This window comes from Novosphingobium sp. AAP1, assembly GCF_001295765.1.
GTDB lineage: Bacteria > Pseudomonadota > Alphaproteobacteria > Sphingomonadales > Sphingomonadaceae > Novosphingobium > Novosphingobium capsulatum.
Genome location: NZ_LJHO01000002.1, coordinates 55,714 through 79,335, shown reverse-complemented (window position 1 = coordinate 79,335; position 23,622 = coordinate 55,714). Strand labels below are relative to the sequence as shown.

Here is a 23,622-nt window from a genome sequence, read left to right as displayed (position 1 = left end):
TCAGATACACACCTCACGCACGGGTGCATGCCTGTTTTCCGCCATTTTAGGCGACTGCGCCGCGAGTGCGCGGCCCCAGCCTATCGCCGGCATGGCGCAATTCCGGGCTTTTGCGGGAGTGCTGCGCGCACTCCCAAGGAGGCGGCGCGATGAGGCCGGTTCAGCACACGGTTCGCTTGCCTGCATCGCTCGATAAGGCGCTCAGGGCCATGGCCGAGCGCGACGGCACAAGCGTCTATGCCCTGCTTCAACGCAGCGTCAAAGCCGGGGTGGCGGCACTGGCCAGCCCACCCGCGCGCGACACGTCCGGCAGGGAGATCGTCGCGGAACTGGCGATGGTCAGCACCCGCATGGTGGACGTCGAGCGGTTGCTGGACCGCGCGCTGTTCACCGCCTGCGCCGCCTATTGCTATGCGCGCAGCGCGGCCTTGGCGCTACCCCAGAGCGACGAGGCGATCAGCGAGGAGATCAATGCTGCCTACAACCGGCAGCGGCGGCTGGCACGGGAGGACAAGCGATGACCGGCTCCCATGATCGCCGCATCCATGCCGATGCCCTCCACAAGCAGCAGCGGGGCAGCAGCGCCACCCGCTTCAAACGGCAGGCCATCGCCATGCTGGTCTCCGTCGCCATGGGTGGGATAACCTTGCCCTGTTGGATGGTGGACCATCAGACGATTGTCGCCACCGCCACTTATGAGTGGGCGCGGATCAAGCTATGGGCCGTGTCGGCCTGGGCCGACGACACGGCAGTCGATATCCATGTCGGAGACCAGATCCTTGAGGGTAGGTCAGCGCGGGCGGTTGTCGCGCTCCCCTACTCCCAGCAAAGCGCCCGGCAGGTCTGGGCCTATGCCACATGGGGCAGTGGGCTTGGCTTCGTCGGCTGGCTTGGCGTCCTGCTTGCTCGGCGTGGTGTGGCGCTTCGCCGCCGCGAACGCCTGCTGGCCGACCGATGGATGGCCGGAACCGCCATGACCACCGAAAAGGGGCTGGCCAAGCTCACCGGCAAGGAAGCGGGCACCGTTCCTCTGTCCATCGGCACGGTGCCCATCCCGGCGCGACTGGAAACGCGCCATATGGCGATGGTCGGCACCACCGGTTCCGGCAAGACGACAGCGCTCCGCCAGTTGCTCGACGGCATCGAGGCGCGGGGCGAAGCCGCTCTGGTTTACGACACCAGCGGCGAGTTCATTGCCCACTATCACCGGCCCGACCGGGGCGACATCATCCTCAACCCGTTCGATGCCCGCTGTGCCTTCTGGTCGCCCTTCGCAGAGATTGCCCACCCCGCCGACGCGGACCGCATCGCGCATCAGCTCATCACCGAGACCGGCCAGCATGACAGCGACGTCTGGCTCGACACCAGCCGCATCCTTGTCGCCAACATGATCCGGGCGCTCTGGCGTGAGGGCAAATGCAGCTTGGCCGACCTGCTGCACGCGCTGCAAAACCGCACCAAGGACGATTTGAAGGAATGGCTGGCGACCAGTTCATCGGCGCGGACCTTTGCCGATGATGCCGACCGGGCGACGGGCAGCGTCCTGTTCATGCTCGCCAAGGCCGCCGACCTGATCCAGTTCCTCCGCATCGAGGACAGCGGGGGCACGCCCTTTGCTTTCCGCGACTTCATCCACGGGTTGGATAAGCGGAAGGGTGCGCGTCCTTGGATTTTCGTGCCCCGCAAGGAGGACTATTTCGAAGCGTCGAAACCCTTGCTCGCCTGCTGGCTGGAATGCGCCGCCAGCGCCGTCCTTGGTCTGCCGCCGTCGCCCGACCGGCGCATCTGGTTCGTGCTGGACGAGCTGGCCGATCTTCCCCGCGTCGATAATCTGGCACGGCTCCTGCCCGAGGGCCGCAAGTTCGGGGCCGCCGTGATCCTGACCTTTCAGGCGCTGGGGCAGATGCGGCACCGCTATGGCCCGCAGATCGCCGAATCCATGCTGGGCTGCTGCAACACCAAGCTGTTCCTGCAAACCATCGACAGCGAAACCCGGCAATGGGCCAGCCAGACCATCGGCGAATGCGAGATCGAGATGCAGACCATGACCGACGCGCTGGCCGAGGGCGACGATGGCCCGCGCACCACGTTGGGCGTGACGCGGAAAATGCGGCCCGCCGTGCTGGAAAGCGAGTTGCGCCTGCCCGCATTCGAGGGGTTTCTGCTCTTCCCCGATGGCTTGCCGGTAGCGCGCATTAAACTCACCGCCGACCATGTCGCGCGGCGTGGGGCCGCCCGCGTGGCGGGCTTCCTCCCCGGCGATCCCAAGAACACCCTTTGGGACAAGGCGTCCGCCGCCGCGCCGCCATCATCACCAGCGCCTGCGCCCACGCCTTCGGCCCCTGCCTCCCGAAGACAGCGGTCCAAGAGTGAGGCCCCCAAGGGTCCGGGGCCGGTCTGATGGTGGCCTCCGTCTCCGCGCTGACCAGTTCAGCACAAGCCGCCAGCTACTATGAGGCCGATGACTACTATGCTGAAGGCGGCCTGTCGCCCTCTCAATGGCACGGCAAGGGGGCTGAGGCGCTGGGGCTATCCGGCGAGGTGGACCGCGACCAGTTCCGCGAGCTTCTGGACGGCCAGATCGCCGGGCAGCAGCTTGGCACCTTCCGGGGCGGACAGCTTGAGCACCGCCCCGGCTGGGACATCACCCTGAGCGCGCCAAAGTCGGTGTCCGTCATGGCCGAGGTTGCGGGTGATCGGCGGCTGATCGCCGCGCATGGCGAGGCGGCAGCGACCGCCATGGCGCATGTCGAGCAGCATATGGCTGCCACCCGCATCCGCGAGGGCGGCAGTGTTGCCCGTGAAGCGACCGGCAATCTGGTCGTCGCCAGCTTTCAGCACGGCACCAGCCGGGCGCAAGACCCACAGCTTCATACCCATAATGTCGTGATGAACGCGACGCAGGACGAGGACGGCGCATGGCGCAGCCTTGAACCGCGCGCCATCTACCAGCTTCAGAAGCAGGTCGGCGCCATCTACCGGCAGGAGCTTGCGGTGAAGGTGCGCGAGCTGGGCTATGAGATCGAGGCGGGCAAAGATTCCCTGTTCGAGATCAAAGGCGTTTCGGGCGAGGTCATCGCGGCGTTCAGCACCCGCAGCGCCGAAATCGAGGCCAAGCTGGGGGAACGCGGCACCTCGCGCGAGGAGGCCAGTGCGGCGGAGAAGCAAATGGCCACGCTGGACACCCGCGCCGCCAAGGTTGCTGGCGACCATGCTACCCTTGTCGGGGAATGGCGGGAGACGGCCAACAAAGCGGGGTTTGGTCCGGCGACCCGATTGGCGCTGATCGAGCAGGCCGAAGTCAGAGCCGCCAGCCCAACGCATCGGGCGGAGATGGCGACACAGGCGACCATGGCGGATCGCGCCGTCGCCCATGCTGCCGAGAAGCTGGGCGAGCGGCAATCGGTGTTCTCCGCCGCAGCCTTGCGGGAAGAGGCCGGACAAATCGGGCTGGGCAAGGTTGGTTATGCCCAAATCGGGGAGGCAGTTGAGGCGGCCACGAAAGAGGGCAAGCTGATTGACCGGACCTTTCTGGACCGGCGCGGCGCAAAGTTTTCCGGCTTCACCACCCGCCAGAATGTCGAGATCGAGACCAGGATGCTCAAAATTGAAGCGGAGGGGCGCGGGGCATTAGCTCCTATCGCCTCGCCGCTTACCGCCGCCAAAGCCGTTGCGAGCGCGTCGGCGCAGGCTGAGCGGGCGGGGTTCGGCTGGAATGTCGATCAGCGCGCCGCCACCGAGCAGCTTTTAACCAGCCAAAACCGCGTCACCGCGTTGCAGGGGTATGCAGGCACGGCCAAGACCACGACCGTTCTGGCGACCTTCGCCCGCGAGGCCGAGGCGCAGGGCGTGCCAGTCATCGCGCTGGCCCCCACTGCGTCAGCCGCCATGGTGCTGGGCGAAGCGTTGGGCGCGCGGAGCGATACTGTCGCCCGCCATCTGCTATCCCCGGAACTGCCCAATCAGGGCCAGCCTGCAGCGTGGATTGTGGATGAGTCCTCCTTGCTGTCAGCCCGCGACACCGCCCGGCTGTTTGACCTGGCTGAAAAGCAGAATGCCCGCGTAATCCTTGTCGGCGACGTACAGCAGCTTGGATCGGTTGAGGCAGGCGCGGCCTTTGCCCAGTTGCAGGCATCGGGCATGGAGACCGCGAAGCTGAGCGAGATCGTGCGGCAGACCAACGAGGCCACGAAAGACGCGGTGCTGGCTTCTATCGAGGGCGACGCCAGAAAGGCGCTGGCCGCACTGGATCGGGGCGGAGGCCGGATTGTCGAGAATGCTGACCGGGCCGAGCGCTTCGCGGCCATGGCCAAACAATATGCCGGGATGGACAAGGCGGCACGCGCCCGCACGCTGGTGATCGAACCGTCGCGGGAAGGCCGCGATGCGCTGACTGCCGACATTCGCGATGCCCTGAACAGATCGGGGGCACTGACCGGCCCGGCAGTAACAATGCAGAGCCTCGCGAATAAGGGGCTAACCCGCGCCGAGGCGCGCGATCCCCTGGCCTATGACAAAGGGGATGTGGTGCGCTTCACCCGCGATTATGCCGATAAGGGCGTGAGCCGGGGCGCGGCCTATCGGGTAGAGGCCATCGATCCGGCCAAGGCGGCCATCACCCTGAGATCAGAGGACGGGCGGGAGGTGGATTGGCGGTTACGGCAATGGGGTGCGGGGCAGAGCCAAGCTTTTGCGCCGCAGGCTTTGGAACTGAAGGTGGGAGACCGCATCCAGTTCACCCGCAACGACCGCGAGGCGGGGCGCATTAACGGTGGGCGGGGTGAGGTGATCGCGGTGGATGAAGCCACACGAAGTGCCACCATTCAGACTTCGCGGGGAAAAACCGAGACGTTGAGCCTGGATGCGGCGCGTGATCAGCATATCCGGCATGCCTATGCGGACACGGCCTTTGCCGCCCAGGGGCGCACTGCCGATCATGTCCTGATCCATGCCGATAGTAAGGCGACCAATCTGGTCGATCAGAAGAGCTTCTATGTCGGGATTTCCCGCGCCAAGGATACGGCGACGGTGTTCACCAATGATCGAGGGAAACTGGTTGCAGCCATTCATGAGCGGGCAGGACAGGTGCAGACTGCTATCGCTCAGACAGGAAGGTCAATTCCAGAGCCAGCAGCGGCCAAGGCTTTCGGGAATGGGTTGGGTTGACGGTAAGGTGGGGACGAGGTCGGCTGCGCCATATTCAGGCATTCCCGACCATTGCCCGACTGTGGGATTTCAATCTGGCAGATCCGTAAGTTCAAGTATCCCTTTTCCGTTTAGCCGCTGGCGCTATATGGGGCAAGTCTCCTCGGTGTTGAGTATGCTTTACCACCACGCCCCGTTAGGCTTCTCCGTGCAGAGCGCGTAGCACGCGCTTAATCAGTTTGGCACCCGCCACCGTTCGGTCCCAAGCGGTCAACACCTCGGCCGATAGCATCGCCTCGATTGCAGTGTCCCCAAATCGCTGGCGGGCCATTCCATCTGTTTCCGGCTCGATCTCCAGCGCATTGCAGATTTTCAAAACGCTTGGATTGAGTGTCTTAAATTCACCGCGACAGATTCGAAACGCTTGGGCGGCATTGACGTCCGACAAAAAACCAAGCTGTTCAAAGGTTAGGCCACGCTCGCGACGACGAGCGCTTATAGCCTTCGCGAGGGACAGCGTATGTTCGTATCGTTTTGCCATTGCAAATTTACATAAACGAGCATAGATAATTTGCAATATCTTTGAAAGGCGCACGCTTGTACAGCAGCTTTGAACAATGGACCGGAAGGCGCGAACTGGCGACCCTCGGCACAAACTCGGGATCAGCGACGATACCGTTCCAGCGTTGGCGGCACTTCAAAGAAGCATTTGCGCCGGAGGTCGTTTATGAAGCCGTTCGGTCTAACGACGCCCCTGTGAGAACGTGCCTGGACCCGTTTGGAGGGTCCGGCACTACGGCTCTCGCATGCCAGTTTCTGGGCGTCGAGCCGACCACCATCGAGGTCAATCCTTATCTGGCTGACCTGATTGAAGCAAAGCTTACAGGCTATGACGCCGAGCAGCTCGTTTCCGATTTGGGCGCGGTGCTTCGCAGCGCGGCAGATATCGATCCGACTTTACGTATGCAGCGATTGCCCTCGACCTTTGTCGAGCCCGGTGTCGATTCTCGATGGCTGTTCGATTTCAAAGTGGCGGAACGTATCCTCGCGATCGCCGAAGCAATTGACCGCTTGAACATTGCTGCTCATCGCCGCTTGTTCAAGGTTCTGTTGGGAGGGGTGCTGGTTCAACTCAGCAATGCGATCGTGAACGGGAAAGGCCGACGCTATCGCCGTGGGTGGGAAAACCGGCGTCGCAGCACTGGTGAGGTCGATCTGGCATTTGTGGAAACCGCGTCGGCAGCAATTGGCGAAATCGGACGATTCGGGCGGCGCGCCACCGAAACCTATACAGTGGTGCGCGGAGACAGCCGCACCGCGATACAAGGCCTCGGCCCCTTTGATTTGGCCGTATTTTCACCGCCCTATCCAAATTCGTTCGACTATACAGATGTGTACAATATCGAACTGTGGATGCTGGGCTACCTTGATGCTCCAAATGCCAATCGTGCACTTAGACAAAGCACTCTGGCGTCTCATGTCCAAATTCATCGAGACTATATGCCAGCTCCAACCGGCTCACAGCTTCTCGATGATGCACTAGGATTGCTCGGCGAACAACGTGACCGCCTGTGGAGCCCACATATCCCTGCCATGCTGGGAGCGTATTTCGCGGAAATGTCGGGCATTGTGAACACGCTTAGCACTACACTCAGACCAGGCGGGTCGATTTGGGCTGTGGTCGGCGACAGTCGTTATGCAGGCATCCCCGTGAACGTAGCAGATATTCTTGCTGAACTCGCCGTGGCATCCGGATTGCATGTTGAACGCAATGAGATACTTCGGGAGATGCGAACCTCAGCGCAACAAGGCGGCCAAGCCCAGCTCGCAGAGAGCTTGCTAGTTCTGCGTCGAGGCTAGGTGCCATATCGCGCGACGCGCCAAGCCTCCGAATCGTTGTAAAGAAAATTGCGGTGGAGCTCTACCGCAATTGCGTCTGCGTAGGGCTTTACACCAGAAAAAGTAGCACTTTCCCCTCGATCTCCACTGCGCATATCGAAACAACAGAGCATTCCAGCTTTCGCTTTGCGTACATCGCGATAGGCGGCGGCCTGACGGATGCCCCGCCGCATCCATTTTTCATTAAATGCGTCAGACCATTTTTTTCCCCGCCGATTACGTTCGCGTAGTACCTTTATCTCGATTTCAGCAGGAATAATGCTTGCCCCATCGGCAAGCTGCTGGACAACCTCCAAATCGACCCGTCCAGCTTTCATCGGCTGCTCGGGACGCACATCACAGTTGAAAAGCCTAAAGGACAAAGCCAGCTTAACATGCGTTTGTGCAATCGCTTCTGCATTACTACTGGCATGCAGCTTTTGCGAGTCGCTCCACATCGAATTTCCTGCGATCTGTACATCTGGGGTACACAGATGCTCCTCATGCATTTCATCGATTGCGCGTTTAATATCATTAATTGTTACTTCTCGATCAGCGACCTCCACCGTATCGAACTCATCTTCAGCGGTCAGGCCCTTGGGGTAAAAGCGAACCGTGGGTATTGCTACTGTGGGATTGAAGACGGCGGCAGGCACATCGCCAAGGCCTAGGCTTTCGATATGGTCAAACATTTTTCCGGCCTCGTCCGATGGGGGAACGAGTTCACGGCCAGCCTGCGCCGTCATCGAAACAAACCAAATTTTCCCGCATATTTCGACGCCGCCATCGCCCAACATAGGCTGACGGATGGTTTCCATGTTTGGCAAGCCATTGGGCTGAAGTAAGAAGATCGCAATTGCATCTCGCCGCATGTTGTGAAGCTGTTGACGCATCCGGCGCAAAGCCAGCTTCGCAATGCTTCGACCAAATCGGGTGACGGAATCGAGATCATCGTCTGCGCCATCGCCAGCGAACTGCTTGGCGGTTGCGCGCAGATCGGCGCCCGACCATGGACCCAGGCCTGTTCCGATGTCTTTATCGGCCACCCTGAAGCCTTTTCCGAAGATGACGCACGTAGAGATGTACCTTTTCACTGGCACCAACAGATGCTCCGGTGGGCACTAAGCCTCCTACCTTTTCCGCCGCAGCTGCAGAATAATTGGCGCTCAACCACTCACCGAAGTCGATGACATTATCGACGCCGATATTCGGATTCGCATAAGTTGCATCTTCGGTAATGGCGCGATCTATTTCTTCATCCGTGAGAGCTGAGAGGGCTAGCACGAGCTCACGGACAAAGCGTGATGCCGCAGCTTCGTCTGGCATAGTATTCAGGTAAGACAAGATCGGTTCCGCTAATTTGGAATTGAGACGGTAGCTTCCGTCCAGACGATAACGGTCGTCATCGATGCGCTGGTGCCTAAGCTTTTCGACACGAACCACGCCAAGTCCCACAAGCCGATCCAGATCATTTTGCAGATCAGGATAAAAAGGACCGCCACTCCGCTTCAGCACACTGCCATCGACGCTCGGCATGTCCCAGACCGGCGATAGCACATTGGCAAGGTAAGCAATCAAATGAAGGCGGAGGGTCGGCAGCGGCTCAATCCCAGCCTCCCGGCTTGCCTCCAACAATGACACCAAGCGAACGCGGCGACGGATCGAGCCGGCGAGCTTCTCGAGAGAATCAACCGGATAAGCACTCATCGCAGCGGCTCAAAAAGCTTTTCCCGCAACTCGTCATATTCAGCTCGGTCTGCCGTAACTGCGGCCGTCGGTCTAGCGATCTCAAATAGATCGATCAAGCGCTCTGCCCTTTCAGGCGTAGCCGCGATTCCCTTAATGAGAGTTGGGAGCAAACTGCCCTCAACAAGATTCGAGGTCACCAAGACTGTGTTGCCTGGCTCAGCGCCAAAGCGCAGCAGCGTCTCACCGGCGCGCTTGGCGAAAACGGCATCGAGCGATGATTCAGGTGTGTCGATCACCAAGCCTGCCGCGCCTTGGCCAGCGGTCTGCATTAGGGCCATCCTAAAGGCAAGGTCGATAAATTCACGCTGGCTTTCCGAAACATCGTCAGGGCCGGCGCGCCGAACGATTTCAGAGAAATCGCTACCGGTCATATTGAGTTCGAAAGCTGGAAACGGAATTGCCTCGCCACCCTGACCTACCGCTGCCGGCCGAGATGTCCATGTCAGAGCGACACGTTCGGAAAGAAATTTCCCAGCGAACTGCTCAAACGTTGCGACAATCTCAGCCGAAGAGGAAAGAAGCGCCTCAGTACATTCCTCAACAAACTTTCGAAAAACGGCGCGCTCGTCCGCGAGTTCGGATTTCATTGTCTCAAGCCGCCCGCGAATTGCTCCAAGCTCAGTCCGCTGTTGTCGCAATGCGGCCTCATCAGGCGGAAGCATTTCAACAATCTGCGCAAGCCGTGCAGAACGCACGGCGATCTCGGAGCGTAATCGAGTCATTTCCGAAATATGCGAATCGAACTGCGCTTCGGCCATCTCACGTTCCCGAGTGGCGGTCGCCAGTTCTCGATCACTTTGCTCTAGCTGGTGAGCGGTCTTGTTCACACGTTCGTCAGAAACCTCGCGAGCCTCGATTATCCGTTCTGATTTTTCGAGATTACTGTCGCATACAACGCATCGCCCCGACATAAGGCGATCTGAATACATTTTCGCGGCTTCGGGTGCGTGGCTCCCACAAACCAGACAGTCGTGCTCACTCATAAGGTGAGCAACCATATATCGGCCAGTTTCTAGCCGGCCAGGAAAACGAGCTTCGATAGCCAACAGCTTTGCGTGTTCAACTGCACGAAACCGCGACTCGCGGTCCTGCTTAGCGCGCAAGCTTCGCAAGCGAGCTTCTTGACGCACCCTGTCGAGTTCGTTCGTATACCCTTCGATATCTTCGAGGCGCTCGCGGGATGTCTCTTGTAATTTTTCGAGTGCCTGAAGTTCAGCCCGAAGTGCGACCCCATTAGTAATCTTGGAAAGCCCTTTCGTCAGCAGCTTTTCCTCCTTGCCAACGACCGCCTGGAAGTTGCGCATCCGGCTATCGTTTTGCAATATTGACCGTTCTAAATCGGTCCAGCGCTGTGCGAGATCGGGCGGGAGAAATAGCATACGCAATAGTTGCCGCTGCGCGGATGCGTCCCACACAAGAGCCCGCCGGTCCTCAAAATAAAACACTAAATAGCGTAACATCAAAATGAAGTCGCCGAATGAACCAAGCCCCGCGGCCTTGGCCACTTCCGCTTGGAAGGTGGCTTCGTCTGCGGTCTCGACATCACCCACATTTGCGCGGATGATGGCTAATGTATCAAGCCTTCGCTCGGCTATAATTTTGGTGCTTCCGAGCAAAAACTCTACGCGTGCCGTAGCACCTTCAGCTCGATTGGAGACGCGACTCGCGAATATTCCACGTTGAAATGGAGGGAGGGGTGCAGCCGACAAGCGACGGAATCCAAGTTCGTCGCCAGCACCTAACTGAGGTATGTCAGACGGGCCTGTCAGCAATCGAAAAAGCAGTGTGATGAGGGTCGTCTTGCCTAACCCATTTGCACCGACAATAAGAGTAAGGCCCGATTGGATGTCGATATGCAGCCCGGCGGGGCCTCCTGCGCGGCCAGGATAGAGCCCATATGAATCGATATCTAGCTGCTCGAATACGGGAAACGATTTCACGTTATTTCTCGCCGCACGCAACGGTGAAATTGCTCGTTAACTGGAATAAGCAATTCACGCGATTCTCCCTGCCCTATGCATGTTCACAGTGTGGCCGAATTTTCTAAAGAATGTGAGTCCCAAATGACCGTGCTGCGCGACGGTAGCAATGTCAAAGCAAATTCCCCTACAGCGCGTTGGGGCCGAATGGCAACGGATTTGGCCGCTGCCATGCTATCAAATCATCTAATTCAGCGATTTGCATCCGTCTTCTGAATCAATCCGAGTGGCGTCATTGCGGTATTTTCAGCGTCAAGCCCACGGTATCTGATCTGGCTTGGACGCCCTCACCCAGCTTCCACAACTGCTGCATACGGGAAGATTGCTTGGGGGCGCTGCCCCCTGGCGCGGCGCAAGGGATCGCTGACGCTCGATCGGGATGGTTTCCCCGGCCTTCCTTCACCTCGTTCCTCCGTTCCGTGCAGGCCGGGTGATCCCCCTCCATCCCGGTCGCCCTTGCCCCTTGCACCCCCCGGTCTCGGCGACGGCCAGGGTTGCAGCGCAGCGCTGCGCTTCAACCCAAGCCAATGAGGATCAAAGCCATGACCTATCGTCTCGCCACCCGTTTCGGCCGTAACTCCCACCAGATCAGCGGGCGCGAAGCCCTCGACAACGACGCGCTTCACCGCCACGTGCCGTCCGTGTTCGCCCGCGAAGCGCATGACAGCCGTTCGCAGCGTTATGTTTACGTCCCCACCATTGAGATCGTGGAGGGTCTACGCCGGGAAGGATGGTTCCCGTTCTTCGCCGTGCAGGCGGTCCCGCGTGATGGCGAACGCATGGGCCACGCCAAGCATATGCTCCGCCTGCGCCGCGATGACGGCATCGGCAAGCCGGAGGCAGCGGAAGTCATCATCGTCAACAGCCATGACGGGACCAGCACCTACCAGATGTTCGCCGGGATGCTGCGTTTTGTCTGTACCAACAGTATGATTGCGGGCGAGCGGTTCGAGGAAGTCCGCGTTCCCCACAAGGGCGGAATTCAGGATCAGATCATTGAGGGCGTCTATACCGTCGCCAAGGATTTCCCGCGCCTGATCGATGCCACCGAGACGATGAAGGACATGCGGTTGTCGCGGGACGAGCAGCAGGTGCTGGCCGAGGCCAGCCTCGTCGCCCGCTATGGCGAGGATGAAAGCCCGCTCCGCCCCGGCCAGATCATTGCCCCGCGCCGCCGCGAAGATGTCGGGCAAAGCCTGTGGCAGACCTTCAACGTCATTCAGGAAAACCTGATCCGGGGTGGCCTGAGCGGGCGTCGCCAGACCTCGGACGGGCACATCCGCCGCAGCCGAAGCCGTGCCATCAACAGCATCGACCAGAATGTCGGGCTGAACCGGGCGCTCTGGACGCTGGCCGAGGGAATGCAGCGGCCGAAAACAGCCTGACTGCAAAGCCGTAGGGCCGACAATCGGCTCTACGGCCTTCCCTTTCACGGTGGCGGCGTCCTATTTGGCGCCGATCCGCAGGCGCGGATCGGCGGGCAAGAGCAGTGATAATGCTTGCCAAGCCAAGGAGAATGGCCAAGAATCCTCGCCATGCGCACCGACCTCGACCATTTGCCTGCCACGAAGCAGCGAGAGCTTGAGCGCATCGTCGAGGTGGTCTTCGACGAATTCCGCCAGGCGACGGAGAACGCCACCGGCCCCCGCAAGGGCGCGCAGATTCTGAAAGTCATCCTGTTCGGAAGCCACGCGCGCGGCGATTGGGTTGATGCGCCGCTATCGGCCAACCAGTACAAATCCGATTACGACATTCTGGTGATCGTCAGCCAGAAAGAGCTGACCGACCGCGCCGCCTATTGGATGAAGGCCGAGGAACGGCTGATCCGCGCCTACACCATGGAAAAGACCCTGCGGACGCCGGTCAATTTCATCGTCCACTCGCTGCACGAGGTGAACGATGGGCTGGCGCATGGCCGGTTGTTCTTCATGGAAGTCGCCAAGGACGGGATCGCCCTCTATGAGGCGGACGACCGGGAACTGACGACGCCGAAGCCGAAAACACCGCAGCAGGCGTGGGGCGCCGCGCGGGAGTATTTTGAGGAATATGTGTCGAATGCGGCTGGCTTTCTAAAGGTTTTCCGTTTTTGTATGTCAGAGGGGGATTGGAAGCGAGCGGCCTTTCTCCTGCATCAAGCCGCAGAAAATATCTATCAGGGTGCGCTGCTCACGCTGACGTTTTATGCCCCACACAACCACAATATCGCTTTCCTGCGGTCGCTGGCCGAGGGGCTGGACAGGCGCCTTTACGGCATCTGGCCGGAAACCACGCACCGCGAACGCGCCATGTTCCAGAAGCTGAAAGAGGCCTACACCAAGGCCCGCTACTCAAAACATTACAAAATCAGCGAGGAAGAGCTGACCTGGCTGGGCGAGCGGGTCGAGGAACTGGGCCGCGTCGTGCATCAGGTTTGTTCCGAACGCATCGCCACCCTGGAAGCTGCCGCCCGCCTATAGCCGGGCCACGGGCAACTTGCCAGGCATCTGCGCTTGATCAATCTGCCTGGCAGCGTCGAGCCCCTTATGCCAGGGAGACCAAACAGGCCCCAGGGCAGTGCGTGTCAAGCATGACTTGACGCCGCATGAGTGTCATGTATAACGCGACACATGGAGATCGAGAGCATCACCGATAAGGCGCTGCGCCGATTCTTCGAGACCGGTAATGCCAAGGGTCTGGTCGGTGACGTGAACCGCCTCCGCAAGATGCTGGCCTTCATTGCTGCGGCTGGGTCGCTGGACGAACTGAGTGTCCCGCCAAACTATGGACTGCATCCCCTGACCGGCGACCGGTCAGGCATATGGTCCATGACGGTGACACGCAACTGGCGGCTGACCGTCAGCATCAATGATGAGGGCGCACTGACCGATCTGAATCTGGAGGACTATCATGGCGCTTAAAATGCATACCTCGCTCGCCGTGCATGTCGGCGACTGGCTCAAGACCGAGATCGTCGAGCCCTCGGGCCTGACAGTGAAGGCGCTGGCCCAGCATTTCGGCGTGTCGCGTCAGGCGCTCAGCACCTTGCTGAACGGCCATGCCAACCTGTCTCCGGACATGGCGATCCGGTTCGAGAAGGGTTTCGGGGTCAAGGCGGACACGCTGTTGCGCATGCAGGCGGCCTATGAACTGGCCCAGGTGCGCGCGCATGAGGGTGACATTCAGGTTGAGCGCCTGGTGCTGGTGGCTTGATCAACATTTGTATCGATCAAATGGAGTAGCGGGTGCGGCGGTGGCGATGTGGCAGGAATGGGCGCAGGATTTAAGAAGCCCTCTTCACGCCAGAAGCGGAATGGCCAAAGTCTGTTTCGAACGCATCGCTGCCCGCGAAGCTGCCACCCGCGCTTAGCCGGGCCTCTGGCAACTTGCCGGACATCTGCGATTCTGACATAATGTCCGCCACGAGATGGAACGACTGGCGGCCATCTCCGGGTTAAACCTGCCAGGCATCATGTAGGTTCGGCCATCACGGTCGGGCAGTTGCTGTAGACCGCATCGGCGGCACACAGAGAACATCGCTTGCACAGCCGCGCATGAACGCGCGGACCGCTGGTGTGCGAGCTTACCATGACAGCATCCAATACGAGCGACGTTTACGCGCGCGAAGTCGTGATGGCGCGCGTCGGACATCTCATCCGCCGCAAGCAGCGCGAAATCGAACGAATCACGCGCATCCTGAGGAGTTTCTTCGATCCGAAACAGGTGCTGGCGCCCGAGCCGGGGCAGATCACCCGGATCATCCTGATCGGCCCCTATGCCCGGCGCTCATGGTTCGAGGATGAGCGCACGATCAATTTTTCTGACTATGAATTTTGGGTCATCGTCAATCATCCGCTGTTCAAGGAGGAGTGCTGCTGGCGCCGCGCCCGCGACATCATCCAGCGCGAGAGTGGCGACCGGTGCGCGGTCGATCTGGAATTTTACTCGAAGGCCGACATCCGAATCGCCAAAGCCGAGCGTGACACCTTCATCCTCGACCGCATCGAGGCGGGCATTACCCTCTATCGCGCCTCGCGCGATGCCCCGCTCTATGAGGGCGAGCATGGAGAAGCGCGGTCATGATGCCGCCCCGCCCCATCCCCAGATTCGAGGCCGTTTATCGGAACGAGCAAAGACGCCTGCTGCGCTACTTCATGCACAAGGCCGGTCCCGACTCCGCCCCCGACCTTGTGCAAGAGGCCTTCACCCGGCTGTTTCGCAGCAATGCGCTTGAAAGGATCGACAACCCTTCCGCCTATCTGACGCGGATCGCCCAAAATCTGTTGATTGAGCGGGGGCGGCGATTGGCGCGGGAACGAACCGTCTTCTTTCCCTTTGACGAAGGGCGCGACGCTCCGGTCTGTGCAGACCAGGAATTCCATATAGAGGCCATGGAGCTTAGGCGCGCTTACGTGCAGGCACTCCGCGCCATGACGCCCAAGACCAGGCGGATTTTCCTCATGCACCGAATGCGCAATCTCACCCATCGGGAAATTGGAGAACGGCTTGGGATCACACAGAAGGCCGTTCAATATCACATGACGAGTGCCCTTGCCCGCTACCGCCGGGTGATTGCGTTGCAAAACTGACGGTCTATTTCCAGCCTGAGTCGGGCGGCAACACGCCTGGCTCAGGCAGCAAAGTTAGTAGATTGAAGAACGCAATCGGGGTGAGGCAGAAAATTTGACGTGAGTTCGCGACTCCATCAGTAAGACGTAGAAGGCAGCGTACATATCAGGATGAGGTCCAGCTTCACCTGCCGATCGAGGCAGAACTTGGGACAAAGCCGCCATTCCCGAGTGACGTGCCGAATGGTAGCTTGTATCACAGGGCCTACATTTAGCGTCGCCTGATCGAGGCAATATAACAGCATAAGCTATGTTGGTAGCGGAATTTCAGCTTATAAAGTCCCTGTAGCGCAGGCTGACTTCATCTATAGGAATGTGATATCAAGAGTCAGCCGCACTACGGGTCAGCTGGTGAACCCGCCCGCACTTTGACGCGAGACGCAGTTTGAAATCGCGCGTCATGTTGCTATCTTTAGGTTCATGATCATCCGGACCGCCTTCAAGTGCCTTACGTGCGACCAGAGCCACGTGGTCAGGGGTCGCGTCCGTCAATGTGGTGTAAATTCGGGTGTGGCCATCGGGCTGCATTTTCAGGCGGCCTTGGGTGTAATCTGTAGCGGCTGAACCTCCTCGATGATTGGTGTAGCGAGGGCTGCCATGCCCTCAATCTGCATGTAGCGGTGTTGGAGTTGGTATTCGTCGTTCTGCTCGAGCAGAACGGCGCCGACGAGGCGGATGATGCTGTCCTCGTTCGGGAAGATGCCGACGACATCGGCACGGCGCTTCACTTCCTTGTTCAGGCGCTCGAGCGGGTTGGTGCTGTGCAACTTCACCCGGTGCTGCTCGGGGAAGGCCATGTAGGCGAGCACGTCATGCTCGGCGTCGTCCATGCAGGCGCCGAGCTTTGGCCAGCGGGCGCGCAACTGGTCGGCGACCTGGCGCCAGGCCTGTGTCGCGGCAGCGTGGTCGGGCTGGAGGAAGACCTGGCGGATAGCGGCGGCAACGACAGTGTTCTGGCCCTTGGGCACGTAGGCCAGGGCATTGCGCATGAAGTGGACGCGGCAACGCTGCCAGGTGGCGCTGAGCACTCGGGTGATCGCCGCCTTGAGGCCCTCGTGGGCGTCGGAGATCACCAGCTTCACGCCAGTCAGCCCCCGCCGTGCGAGGTCCTTGAGGAAATCGGACCAGAACACCTCAGCCTCGGAAGGGCCGATGTGGAGGCCGACAATCTCGCGCTTGCCCTCGGTGTTGACGGCTACGGCGATTATCGCGGCGACGCTGACGATCCGCCCGCCCTCGCGCACCTTGAGGTAGGTAGCGTCGAGCCAGAGGTAGGGCCAATCGCCGGTGAGCGGGCGCTTCAGGAAGGCATGGACGCGCTCATCGATGTCCTTGCACAGCTTGGACACCGAGGACTTGGAGATGCCGCTCATACCCATGGCCTGGACCAGTTCATCCACGCGCCGGGTGCTGACGCCAGCAATCCACGCCTCTTGGATCACCGCGACCAGCGCTTTCTCAACGGTCTTCCTCGGTTCCAGAAAGCCCGGAAAGTAAGCGCCGGTCCGCAGCTTGGGGATCTTGAGGTTGAGCGTGCCGAGCCGGGTATCGAGGCTGCGGTCGCGGTAGCCATTGCGCCAGGTCGTCCGGTCGCCGGATCGTTCATGGCGGCCAGCACCGACCAAGCCGTCAACGTCGGCTTCCATGATGATCTGCAAAACACTCTCTGCGATTGTGCGCAGAAAATCTCCATCCCCGGTCTTCGCCATCAGTTCGGCAAGCGGTAGTCTGTCGTCGGTCATCGGGATCAACTCCTCGGTGGGCGTGTGAAGTGTGGTAACTCCACCTTACCGATGAGCCCGGTGGCCACCGAGATCGAAATCGCATGGGGTGGGGCATGCCCCACCCCATGCGATCGCCTCAATCTACACTGGAAATTACACCACGAGCGCGGACGCTAACTGGTCAGGATCGGCATGGGGCACGACGCGCGGCAGACGCACCGTTTCCCCTGCCGGGGCTGCGGCGAGGACATGGTGGTCGCCCTAAACGTCGATTATGAAAACCTGTCGGCCGTCCCTGAGGCAGTCGAGAACGCCGAGCTTACCGAAGAGGCCCCCGGGGCGCTCGTGGTGAACATGCATGCGAATTACGTCATCGAGGAGTCGGATCGGCACACCGACATGACGTTCCCCCACATGCTTCAGATGCAGGCGCACTTTGAAGCCACCGAACGTTTTGGATCGATGCGCCCGGTTGACTTCGAGAAGGATTTCCAGGAGCGGCCTAGACCATTCCGACGGCCAGACTACGCCGACGAGTGGCAGCTCTTAAAGAAGGCTTGGTCACTTCATTCGAGAGGTCGGGAAAAGCTAGCAACCAAGGTGATGGCCGAAGCCACCACGCGCTTCCACTTCGACGATCCGCTCAACCACCTACCGGACTGGGTCTGGCGCTTCTCAATGTTCCTGGGCGCGACCAGCTACGAGGTGACGCTGCGCGAAATGATGGATCAGGTGCGGCAACCACTGAAGGGCGGCGCCTTCGAGGGGCTTCTCGTAGAGCATGCCAAGGGCAGCGCCGGCCGGGCGCAGCGGTACTTCGGCGTCTTCCGAGACTACTTCTCAGCCTGGAGCGAGTTCTCCCAGGTCCATTTCGCGGTGTCGAAGGGCATACCGGTCATGGAAAGTCATGTCGCTACCACAAGCGGCTTCAACGCCGTCCGCATGTTTTACGGCAACGCGTTCGAGGCGTTCGCGTCCTCGGTCGATCTGCTGGCCTTCATGAACAACGTACTTGAAGGCCGCGACTGGCGGCAGTTCAGGAATATCGACGCCAACACGTATTTAAGGTCCGACAAGCCTAAGCGTTTCGACGCGTTTCTGGAACGGCCAGGATTGGGTGCGCTGCCGGCAGAGCGCGACGCCCAGCTCCGGAACGCGTCTCATCACGGCGCGCTAGACCACGACGCCGAGCGCGGCGTTCTCACCTACCGCGAGGGCAAGGGCAACGCGGGCGACACCGTTGAGCTATCCTACGCGGAATACCTTTCGCGGTGCTCGGCGATGTTCTTCCAGATCGTAACATTGCTGCGGTTCGAGCTGCTGGTGTGCCAACTCACGGGCACAGCGTATCCGGTCTAGCCGACGACTGGCCGGGATGCCGTAGGGTAATCCTTTTCCACAGCCCCCACACCGCGAAACAGGGAGCGATGATCAACGAGGCGGTCGAAGTCCAGTACTTTGAATATCTAAAGCAGAAGATTTCAGATATTTTCAGCAGAGGCCGAATTAACCGATAGATTTAGTTTTCCCAAGAAAACTTATTGCTTCTGCAACATGCTTCGCAGAGGGCTCTTCGGTAATCGCATCTTCGAAATCAGCAATCGCACCGAGGATTCGATAGACTGTATCCTCATCTAACTCTGATGCTGGAACGCCCACCTCTTGTTCGATCTTAGCTATCGCTTCAAGAGTTGCATCGCGGATTCGCTGATCCGCCTCGTCATCAAAAAAATCAACAACGATGTCTTTGAATATGTCCTTACCACCCAGTTCGAGACTAGGTGCCCCCTTGAAGTACCTTGTCAGATAATATGCAATACTTCGTGCATCATCTGCGCTAAATTTTGCCAACAAATTATGAAAATTTACCATGGCATCACCCAAACTTAATTATGTCGAACGCTTCGGTCGGCACGTCTGCAACGATATATTCCTGAGAAAGAGGGTTGGCTTTCGCTTCAACAGGCACAGTTTCAATGTAAGGAATAATATCCGTCTTGGGCAAGACACACATAATAGGCCTAAAATGCTCTGGCGTGGCGCGTTTACAAATCGCCCTGATGTCATCCCTGATATCAGCAGTAATCCTTCCTCTCTTAAGCATAACGTCCGCTCCGCGCCGAATGCCGAGCCTCTTTACCTTAATAATAGTTCCATGCAGATCACCCCCGTCAACTTCTTTCTTAAGATCGAGGTAGATTTGCAGCGGAGATGAGCTTGGAGGCACTGTGAATACTGGAGAACTAAAATCTGATCCAAAATACGGCGTGCACCAAGTATAGTGCAGGCCACCATAATATTGCAGATTTATATTGTAAGCCAAGAATGTCATGGTCGAGTACAAAACTGGCTTATTTATCACAACGCTAGCCATTAATCAGTTCCGGTCCAACCACATCGCCTCATAAGCAGCCTACTGCCAGTGCGTCCTCGAATCCACCAAAAACTTACCTGTCAGCTCCTAGAACAACCCTCGCCCGCGCCCGGTCGCGCGCGATCTTCTAGATGGCCCACTGACAGCCTCAAAAGGCAACTGTTGCTGCCAGATTCGGACGTTCGCGTCACCAGATTTGCACGACCGACTCTGGTCGACTATCGCCGTCACCGGCTCTTCAGGCGGCGAGCGGTGATGCCGGGGAGCTTGTTGTCGCACGCGAGCGCGGCGCGACGGAAATTTTCACGCTGACATCGCAATTCAGTCGATCGAGAATGCGCATCAACCGGTCGATGGTGAAGCGGTCGAGCTTAACCTGGCGGATGCGGGAAAAATCCGCCGCCGCGATACCAGTGCGCGCTTCGGCATCGCGCACGGTCAGCCGCTGGGCATCGAGCGCCTTGACGATTTCAGCAGCCAGGATGGCGCGAAACTGACGAATGCTCGCGTCCGGCGCGTCGAAGTCGGCAAAGACGTTGCCTGATCCGCGAATCAGTTCGAAATCCTCACTATCGTCAGCCATCGAGCATGTCCTTCAATCGCTTGATCCGCTCACGCACGAGGTCGATCTCGTGGCGCGGTGTCGAAATTCCTCTGGTCGATTTTTTCTGGAAAGCATGGACCACCCAGATATCATCGCCCAGTTGCAGTGCGTAGACGACGCGATAGGCGTCGCCCCGCTCCTTGATCGCCAGTTCCCACACCCCTGCCCCGAGGCCAGCGAGCGGCTTGGCGATGTCCGGTGTTCCGCCATCGGCCACCACCGTCAGCGCATCGAGTGCCCGATCCATGGCCCGCACGGGAAACGCCTCAAAATCCCTCCTCGCCGGTTTGATCCACGAGATCGTGCGGAGCGTGTTGCGCGGCTTCGTCATATGTAGTCAAATCTGCCAACAATGTCAATTTGAGGCGTCATCATGCGACCGCAGCCATCGAAGTTCGCCGGTCCAGCACCTCCACCGCCTTGAGCTTATGCTCGGGCGCGAGATGCGCATATCTCAGGGTCATCGCATAATCGCTGTGCCCGAGCAGTTCGCGCACGGTGTTGAGATCGACGCCGCCCATCACGAGTCGCGATGCAAAATGATGGCGCATATCGTGCCAGCGAAAGGCTGAAATGCCCGCGTCTTTGAGCAGATGCCGCCATGAGAAATTGACGCGGTCGAACCGCTTGCCCTCTTCATTGACAAAGACCAGGCCGCTCGTGTCCTCAGCCTGGGCTCGCCAGCCTTGCAGCACCCGCGTGGCTTCGCGGTTCAGCGGGATGTGCCGGGTCCGTTTTGATTTTGCCGTTGCGCCGGTCACCGTCAGGATGCGCCGGTCGAGATCAACATTCGACCACGTCAGATCGAACAGCTCGCCCCGACGACAACCGGTGTTGATCGACAGCAGGATCAGCGGCTTCACGTGATCGGTGAACATGACCATGCGAAGGCTGGGCAATTGGACATAGCCACGCTCACGCCGCCAGCCATTGGCGGTATCGCGTTCGGCGCGACGCCGCTCCTCACGGATATCGATCGCGGCGCGCAGGCGCCCCTCTTCATGGTCACTGAGGTAGCGGACTTTGAGATTGTCGTCGGTGCGCGACTTTTTGACCTTGGCGAGAGGATTGGTCGGGATCAGCTCCCAATCGACAGCGCGATTGAACGCCGCCTTGATCGAGGAAATGTCCCGGTTGATCGTTTGGAGGCTCAGGCCACGCGCAATTTCCCCAGCGCGCCACCGTTCAACCTCCAGCGCTTTGATGTCGTGGAGATGCTTATCAAGCAGCGGCTTGAAAGCCGTCTCCAGGCGCTTGAGGTTCTGCGCATGGGACTTTTGGTTCGCCTGGGCCCAAACCGCATAGTCCCCCTTAAGGAAAGCGCGAAAGGTCGGCACTTCCAGCTTGGGCTTGCGCGCCGCCATCGGATCGAGGCCGCGATAGACGTCACTGAGAACCGCACGTGCGCTCTCGCGCGCTTCAGCCAGACCCAGCACATCAGCCCGTCCGAGCCAGACCCGCTTGCCCCGCGCATATTCACAATAGAAGGACTTGACCCCGCTTGGCATGACCCGAAGGACGAGCCCTTTGAGACGCGTATCGCGATGATCTACAGGCTTAACCGAAAAGGCCGCTTTTTCCACCACAGCCTGTGTCAATACAGTTCGCATTGGCCACCTCAAATGTCGAATCGATCAAATCTGGTGGTGCGCTGGTGGTGCAACTTGCTGCAACAAGGCGGAACAAAATGCGCTCAAACGCAACAACCATAATGGTTATGCACTAAGCTAAATGGCTGAATTTGTCAAGTTTTCCCGTTGCATTTGGAGGCGTTCAAAACCCCCAAAAGGGCGGCTGGGGGTGTGGGGGTCGGAGGTTCGAATCCTCTCGTCCCGACCAATTTTTCACTGACATAGTCGATATCCTACCCCTCTGGGGGCTCCCCGAAATTGCCCGCAAGCGGCGCTGGCGGGACAGATCGACGTGCCAGAAAATCCTCTCCCGATATGCGTTGCTGACCGCCCCGATCCCTTGGTGAGCCTGGCTGAGTCGTGCGACCGTCCGTGACCAACCCCGATATTAACGCCAGCGCGCCACTGCCACATCGGCAGGCCGGCAACCCGCGCCCACCCCTTCGGACATCGTTGCCAGCGGCCCCTGCACTAGTTAGTGTGTCTAACGAACAAAAACACTGAGCAGGATGCCATAGCCATGACGACGACCGCCCCGACCGCCGCCGACCTTGCCGACGACATCCGTCGCGTCTTTGCCCTGCAACAGGCGCATCAGTGGGAGGCCAAGGCATCGAGTGCAGAAGTGCGCAAGGCCAAGCTGGCACGGCTGAAGGCGGCAGTGGAGGCCCATGCCGACGCCATTATTGCCGCCGTGCTGGAAGACACGCGCAAGCCGGTGGGCGAGATCCGCGTCACCGAGGTGCTCAATGTAACCGGCAATATCCAGCGCAATATCGACAATCTCGATGCCTGGATGGCGCCCACCGAGGTGACGCCGTCGCTCAATCCGGCCGATCGCGCACAGATCATCTACGAAGCACGTGGTGTCTGCCTCGTCCTCGGGCCGTGGAACTTTCCGCTCGGCCTGGCACTCGGGCCAGTGGCGGCAGCGATTGCGGCGGGCAACACCTGCATCGTCAAGCTGACCGACCTGTGCCCGGCGACCGCCCGCGTTACGGCGACGATCATTCGCGAGGCGTTCGACGAGAAGGATGTCGCGCTGTTCGAAGGCGACGTTTCGGTGGCCACGGCGCTGCTCGACCTGCCGTTTTCACATATCTTCTTCACCGGCAGCCCGCGCGTGGGCAAGATCGTCATGGCAGCGGCGGCAAAGCATCTGACCACGGTCACGCTCGAACTGGGCGGCAAGTCGCCGGTGATCGTCGATGACGGTGCCGATATCGGCAAGGTTGCGGCGCAACTGGCCGCCGCCAAGCAGTTCAACGGCGGGCAGGCCTGCATCAGCCCCGACTATGTCTTCGTCAAGGAAGCGCAGAAAGCCGCGCTGGTCGAAGGCTTTGCCGCCAGCGTCCGCGCCAATCTCTATGGCGACGATGGCCAGTTGAAAAAGGATGGCATTGCCCAGGTCGTCAACCAGGCCAATTTCGATCGCGTGAAAGGCATGTTTGATGATGCCGTGACCAAGGGTGCGACGGTGGCCGTGGGCGGCACATTCGAGGCCGAAGACCTAACCATCCACCCGACTATGCTTACCGACGTGACGCCGCAAATGACCATCCTGCAGGACGAGATCTTTGCGCCGGTCATCCCGGTGATGACCTATGAATCGCTCGACCAGGCGATCGGCTATATCGAGGCGCGCGACAAGCCGCTGGCATTGTATATCTATAGCCCCGACGAGACGGTGGTCGAGACGGTGCTGGCCCGCACCTCGTCTGGCGGCGTCACCGTCAACGGTGTGTTCTCACACTACCTGGAAAACAACCTGCCGTTTGGCGGCGTGAACACCAGTGGCATGGGCAGCTACCACGGCTATTTCGGCTTCAAGTGCTTCAGCCATGAACGCGCGGTCTATCGCCACCAGTAAGCCGGAGGAGGGACAGGTTGCGGCGTCATGGTGGTTAGCTTGCAGTAACCTTTGGCTGCTAGGC

The 23,622-nt window shown here is 59.6% G+C and carries 22 protein-coding genes; 12 read left to right on the top strand and 10 right to left on the bottom strand.

The features are described 5' to 3' along the window. The first annotated feature begins 209 nt into the window (after positions 1 to 209). From IP65_RS04345 to mobF, 3 genes are read left to right on the top strand one after another with little or no spacing between them, the layout of a single operon-like run. Positions 210 to 521: a hypothetical protein gene (locus tag IP65_RS04345; RefSeq protein ID WP_231627554.1), complete on the top strand. Its 312-nt coding sequence runs from the start codon at positions 210 to 212 to the stop codon at positions 519 to 521. Continuing rightward, positions 518 to 2,401: a type IV secretion system DNA-binding domain-containing protein gene (locus IP65_RS04340; RefSeq protein ID WP_054130968.1), complete on the top strand. Its 1,884-nt coding sequence runs from the start codon at positions 518 to 520 to the stop codon at positions 2,399 to 2,401. The genes IP65_RS04345 and IP65_RS04340 overlap by 4 nt, the downstream gene beginning before the upstream one ends. Then, complete coding sequence (gene mobF, locus IP65_RS04335) at positions 2,401 to 5,166, top strand: MobF family relaxase (protein ID WP_054130967.1); 2,766 nt, start codon at positions 2,401 to 2,403, stop codon at positions 5,164 to 5,166. The genes IP65_RS04340 and mobF overlap by 1 nt, the downstream gene beginning before the upstream one ends. A gap of 175 nt (positions 5,167 to 5,341) precedes the next feature. Here mobF and IP65_RS04330 read toward each other — a convergent pair whose 3' ends face one another. Next, a complete protein-coding gene (locus IP65_RS04330) occupies positions 5,342 to 5,686 on the bottom strand; it encodes a helix-turn-helix transcriptional regulator (protein ID WP_054130966.1) in 345 nt (114 codons plus the stop codon). Positions 5,687 to 5,742: 56 nt separating this feature from the next. Here IP65_RS04330 and IP65_RS20775 point away from each other — a divergent pair, with 56 nt between their 5' ends. After that, positions 5,743 to 7,005, top strand: a complete 1,263-nt coding sequence (locus tag IP65_RS20775) for a hypothetical protein (protein ID WP_082349781.1) — start codon at positions 5,743 to 5,745, stop codon at positions 7,003 to 7,005. On the opposite strand, the gene IP65_RS21250 is transcribed toward IP65_RS20775, so the two are convergent. Genes IP65_RS21250 through IP65_RS04325 form a run of 3 tightly spaced genes read right to left on the bottom strand, consistent with a single transcriptional unit; the run spans position 7,002 to position 10,712 of the window. Then, the gene (locus tag IP65_RS21250; RefSeq protein WP_156306419.1) at positions 7,002 to 8,069 is read right to left on the bottom strand and encodes a hypothetical protein; all 1,068 of its coding nucleotides are present in this window, start codon (positions 8,067 to 8,069) and stop codon (positions 7,002 to 7,004) included. The genes IP65_RS20775 and IP65_RS21250 overlap by 4 nt on opposite strands. Next, the gene (locus IP65_RS21245; protein ID WP_156306417.1) at positions 8,059 to 8,730 is read right to left on the bottom strand and encodes a hypothetical protein; all 672 of its coding nucleotides are present in this window, start codon (positions 8,728 to 8,730) and stop codon (positions 8,059 to 8,061) included. Before IP65_RS21245 ends, IP65_RS21250 begins: the two co-directional genes overlap by 11 nt. Continuing rightward, positions 8,727 to 10,712 carry an ATP-binding protein gene (locus IP65_RS04325; RefSeq protein WP_197279219.1) on the bottom strand — a complete coding sequence of 662 codons (1,986 nt, stop codon included), beginning with the start codon at positions 10,710 to 10,712 and terminating at the stop codon, positions 8,727 to 8,729. The genes IP65_RS21245 and IP65_RS04325 overlap by 4 nt, the downstream gene beginning before the upstream one ends. A gap of 581 nt (positions 10,713 to 11,293) precedes the next feature. On the opposite strand from IP65_RS04325, the gene IP65_RS04320 reads away from it, so the two are divergent. The 6 genes from IP65_RS04320 to IP65_RS04295 all read left to right on the top strand — a co-directional run bounded on the left by IP65_RS04320 (position 11,294) and on the right by IP65_RS04295 (position 15,316). Next, a complete protein-coding gene (locus IP65_RS04320; RefSeq protein WP_054131226.1) occupies positions 11,294 to 12,136 on the top strand; it encodes a DUF932 domain-containing protein in 843 nt (280 codons plus the stop codon). A gap of 150 nt (positions 12,137 to 12,286) precedes the next feature. Next, positions 12,287 to 13,207 carry a HEPN domain-containing protein gene (locus IP65_RS04315; protein WP_054130964.1) on the top strand — a complete coding sequence of 307 codons (921 nt, stop codon included), beginning with the start codon at positions 12,287 to 12,289 and terminating at the stop codon, positions 13,205 to 13,207. Positions 13,208 to 13,357: 150 nt separating this feature from the next. Further along, on the top strand, positions 13,358 to 13,648 hold the full coding sequence (locus tag IP65_RS04310; protein WP_054130963.1) for a type II toxin-antitoxin system RelE/ParE family toxin: 291 nt from the start codon (positions 13,358 to 13,360) through the stop codon (positions 13,646 to 13,648). Further along, entirely contained in the window at positions 13,638 to 13,940 is a 303-nt protein-coding gene (locus IP65_RS04305; protein ID WP_054130962.1) for a HigA family addiction module antitoxin, read from the top strand. The genes IP65_RS04310 and IP65_RS04305 overlap by 11 nt, the downstream gene beginning before the upstream one ends. A 360-nt stretch (positions 13,941 to 14,300) precedes the next feature. Beyond that, positions 14,301 to 14,810, top strand: a complete 510-nt coding sequence (locus IP65_RS04300; protein WP_231627553.1) for a hypothetical protein — start codon at positions 14,301 to 14,303, stop codon at positions 14,808 to 14,810. Then, positions 14,807 to 15,316: an RNA polymerase sigma factor gene (locus IP65_RS04295; RefSeq protein WP_054130961.1), complete on the top strand. Its 510-nt coding sequence runs from the start codon at positions 14,807 to 14,809 to the stop codon at positions 15,314 to 15,316. The genes IP65_RS04300 and IP65_RS04295 overlap by 4 nt, the downstream gene beginning before the upstream one ends. Before the next feature lie 569 nt (positions 15,317 to 15,885). On the opposite strand, the gene IP65_RS04290 is transcribed toward IP65_RS04295, so the two are convergent. Further along, entirely contained in the window at positions 15,886 to 17,097 is a 1,212-nt protein-coding gene (locus tag IP65_RS04290) for an IS256 family transposase (RefSeq protein WP_054130960.1), read from the bottom strand. Between the two features lie 174 nt (positions 17,098 to 17,271). On the opposite strand from IP65_RS04290, the gene IP65_RS04285 reads away from it, so the two are divergent. Continuing rightward, a complete protein-coding gene (locus tag IP65_RS04285; protein ID WP_156306415.1) occupies positions 17,272 to 18,438 on the top strand; it encodes a hypothetical protein in 1,167 nt (388 codons plus the stop codon). Positions 18,439 to 18,585: 147 nt separating this feature from the next. Here the strand turns inward: IP65_RS04285 and IP65_RS21240 are convergent, their stop codons facing one another. The 5 genes from IP65_RS21240 to IP65_RS04270 all read right to left on the bottom strand — a co-directional run bounded on the left by IP65_RS21240 (position 18,586) and on the right by IP65_RS04270 (position 21,655). Next, the gene (locus IP65_RS21240) at positions 18,586 to 18,951 is read right to left on the bottom strand and encodes a hypothetical protein (protein ID WP_156306413.1); all 366 of its coding nucleotides are present in this window, start codon (positions 18,949 to 18,951) and stop codon (positions 18,586 to 18,588) included. Between the two features lie 4 nt (positions 18,952 to 18,955). Further along, positions 18,956 to 19,411 (bottom strand): hypothetical protein, encoded by a 456-nt coding sequence (locus IP65_RS21235; RefSeq protein WP_197279218.1) that lies wholly within the window; start codon positions 19,409 to 19,411, stop codon positions 18,956 to 18,958. Between the two features lie 280 nt (positions 19,412 to 19,691). After that, positions 19,692 to 20,036 (bottom strand): helix-turn-helix domain-containing protein, encoded by a 345-nt coding sequence (locus tag IP65_RS04280; RefSeq protein WP_054130958.1) that lies wholly within the window; start codon positions 20,034 to 20,036, stop codon positions 19,692 to 19,694. Next, positions 20,029 to 20,304 (bottom strand): type II toxin-antitoxin system RelE/ParE family toxin, encoded by a 276-nt coding sequence (locus tag IP65_RS04275; RefSeq protein WP_369801226.1) that lies wholly within the window; start codon positions 20,302 to 20,304, stop codon positions 20,029 to 20,031. The genes IP65_RS04280 and IP65_RS04275 overlap by 8 nt, the downstream gene beginning before the upstream one ends. A 124-nt stretch (positions 20,305 to 20,428) precedes the next feature. Then, positions 20,429 to 21,655 (bottom strand): site-specific integrase, encoded by a 1,227-nt coding sequence (locus IP65_RS04270; RefSeq protein ID WP_197279217.1) that lies wholly within the window; start codon positions 21,653 to 21,655, stop codon positions 20,429 to 20,431. 553 nt (positions 21,656 to 22,208) lie between these two features. On the opposite strand from IP65_RS04270, the gene IP65_RS04265 reads away from it, so the two are divergent. Further along, positions 22,209 to 23,558, top strand: coding sequence for an aldehyde dehydrogenase family protein (locus IP65_RS04265; protein ID WP_054130955.1), 1,350 nt, complete (start codon positions 22,209 to 22,211; stop codon positions 23,556 to 23,558). Positions 23,559 to 23,622 lie beyond the last annotated feature (64 nt).

Bases quoted from the DNA above. Each gene is read 5' to 3' on its own strand.
- IP65_RS04345 (WP_231627554.1), top strand. From the start codon at position 210: ATGGCCGAGCGCGACGGCACAAGCGTCTATGCCCTGCTTCAACGCAGC.
- IP65_RS04340 (WP_054130968.1), top strand. From the start codon at position 518: ATGACCGGCTCCCATGATCGCCGCATCCATGCCGATGCCCTCCACAAG.
- mobF (WP_054130967.1), top strand. From the start codon at position 2,401: ATGGTGGCCTCCGTCTCCGCGCTGACCAGTTCAGCACAAGCCGCCAGC.
- IP65_RS04330 (WP_054130966.1), bottom strand. From the start codon at position 5,686: ATGGCAAAACGATACGAACATACGCTGTCCCTCGCGAAGGCTATAAGC.
- IP65_RS21245 (WP_156306417.1), bottom strand. From the start codon at position 8,730: ATGAGTGCTTATCCGGTTGATTCTCTCGAGAAGCTCGCCGGCTCGATC.
- IP65_RS04320 (WP_054131226.1), top strand. From the start codon at position 11,294: ATGACCTATCGTCTCGCCACCCGTTTCGGCCGTAACTCCCACCAGATC.
- IP65_RS04315 (WP_054130964.1), top strand. From the start codon at position 12,287: ATGCGCACCGACCTCGACCATTTGCCTGCCACGAAGCAGCGAGAGCTT.
- IP65_RS04310 (WP_054130963.1), top strand. From the start codon at position 13,358: ATGGAGATCGAGAGCATCACCGATAAGGCGCTGCGCCGATTCTTCGAG.
- IP65_RS04305 (WP_054130962.1), top strand. From the start codon at position 13,638: ATGGCGCTTAAAATGCATACCTCGCTCGCCGTGCATGTCGGCGACTGG.
- IP65_RS04295 (WP_054130961.1), top strand. From the start codon at position 14,807: ATGATGCCGCCCCGCCCCATCCCCAGATTCGAGGCCGTTTATCGGAAC.
- IP65_RS04290 (WP_054130960.1), bottom strand. From the start codon at position 17,097: ATGACCGACGACAGACTACCGCTTGCCGAACTGATGGCGAAGACCGGG.
- IP65_RS04285 (WP_156306415.1), top strand. From the start codon at position 17,272: ATGGGGCACGACGCGCGGCAGACGCACCGTTTCCCCTGCCGGGGCTGC.
- IP65_RS21240 (WP_156306413.1), bottom strand. From the start codon at position 18,951: ATGGTAAATTTTCATAATTTGTTGGCAAAATTTAGCGCAGATGATGCA.
- IP65_RS21235 (WP_197279218.1), bottom strand. From the start codon at position 19,411: ATGACATTCTTGGCTTACAATATAAATCTGCAATATTATGGTGGCCTG.
- IP65_RS04280 (WP_054130958.1), bottom strand. From the start codon at position 20,036: ATGGCTGACGATAGTGAGGATTTCGAACTGATTCGCGGATCAGGCAAC.
- IP65_RS04275 (WP_369801226.1), bottom strand. From the start codon at position 20,304: ATGGATCGGGCACTCGATGCGCTGACGGTGGTGGCCGATGGCGGAACA.
- IP65_RS04265 (WP_054130955.1), top strand. From the start codon at position 22,209: ATGACGACGACCGCCCCGACCGCCGCCGACCTTGCCGACGACATCCGT.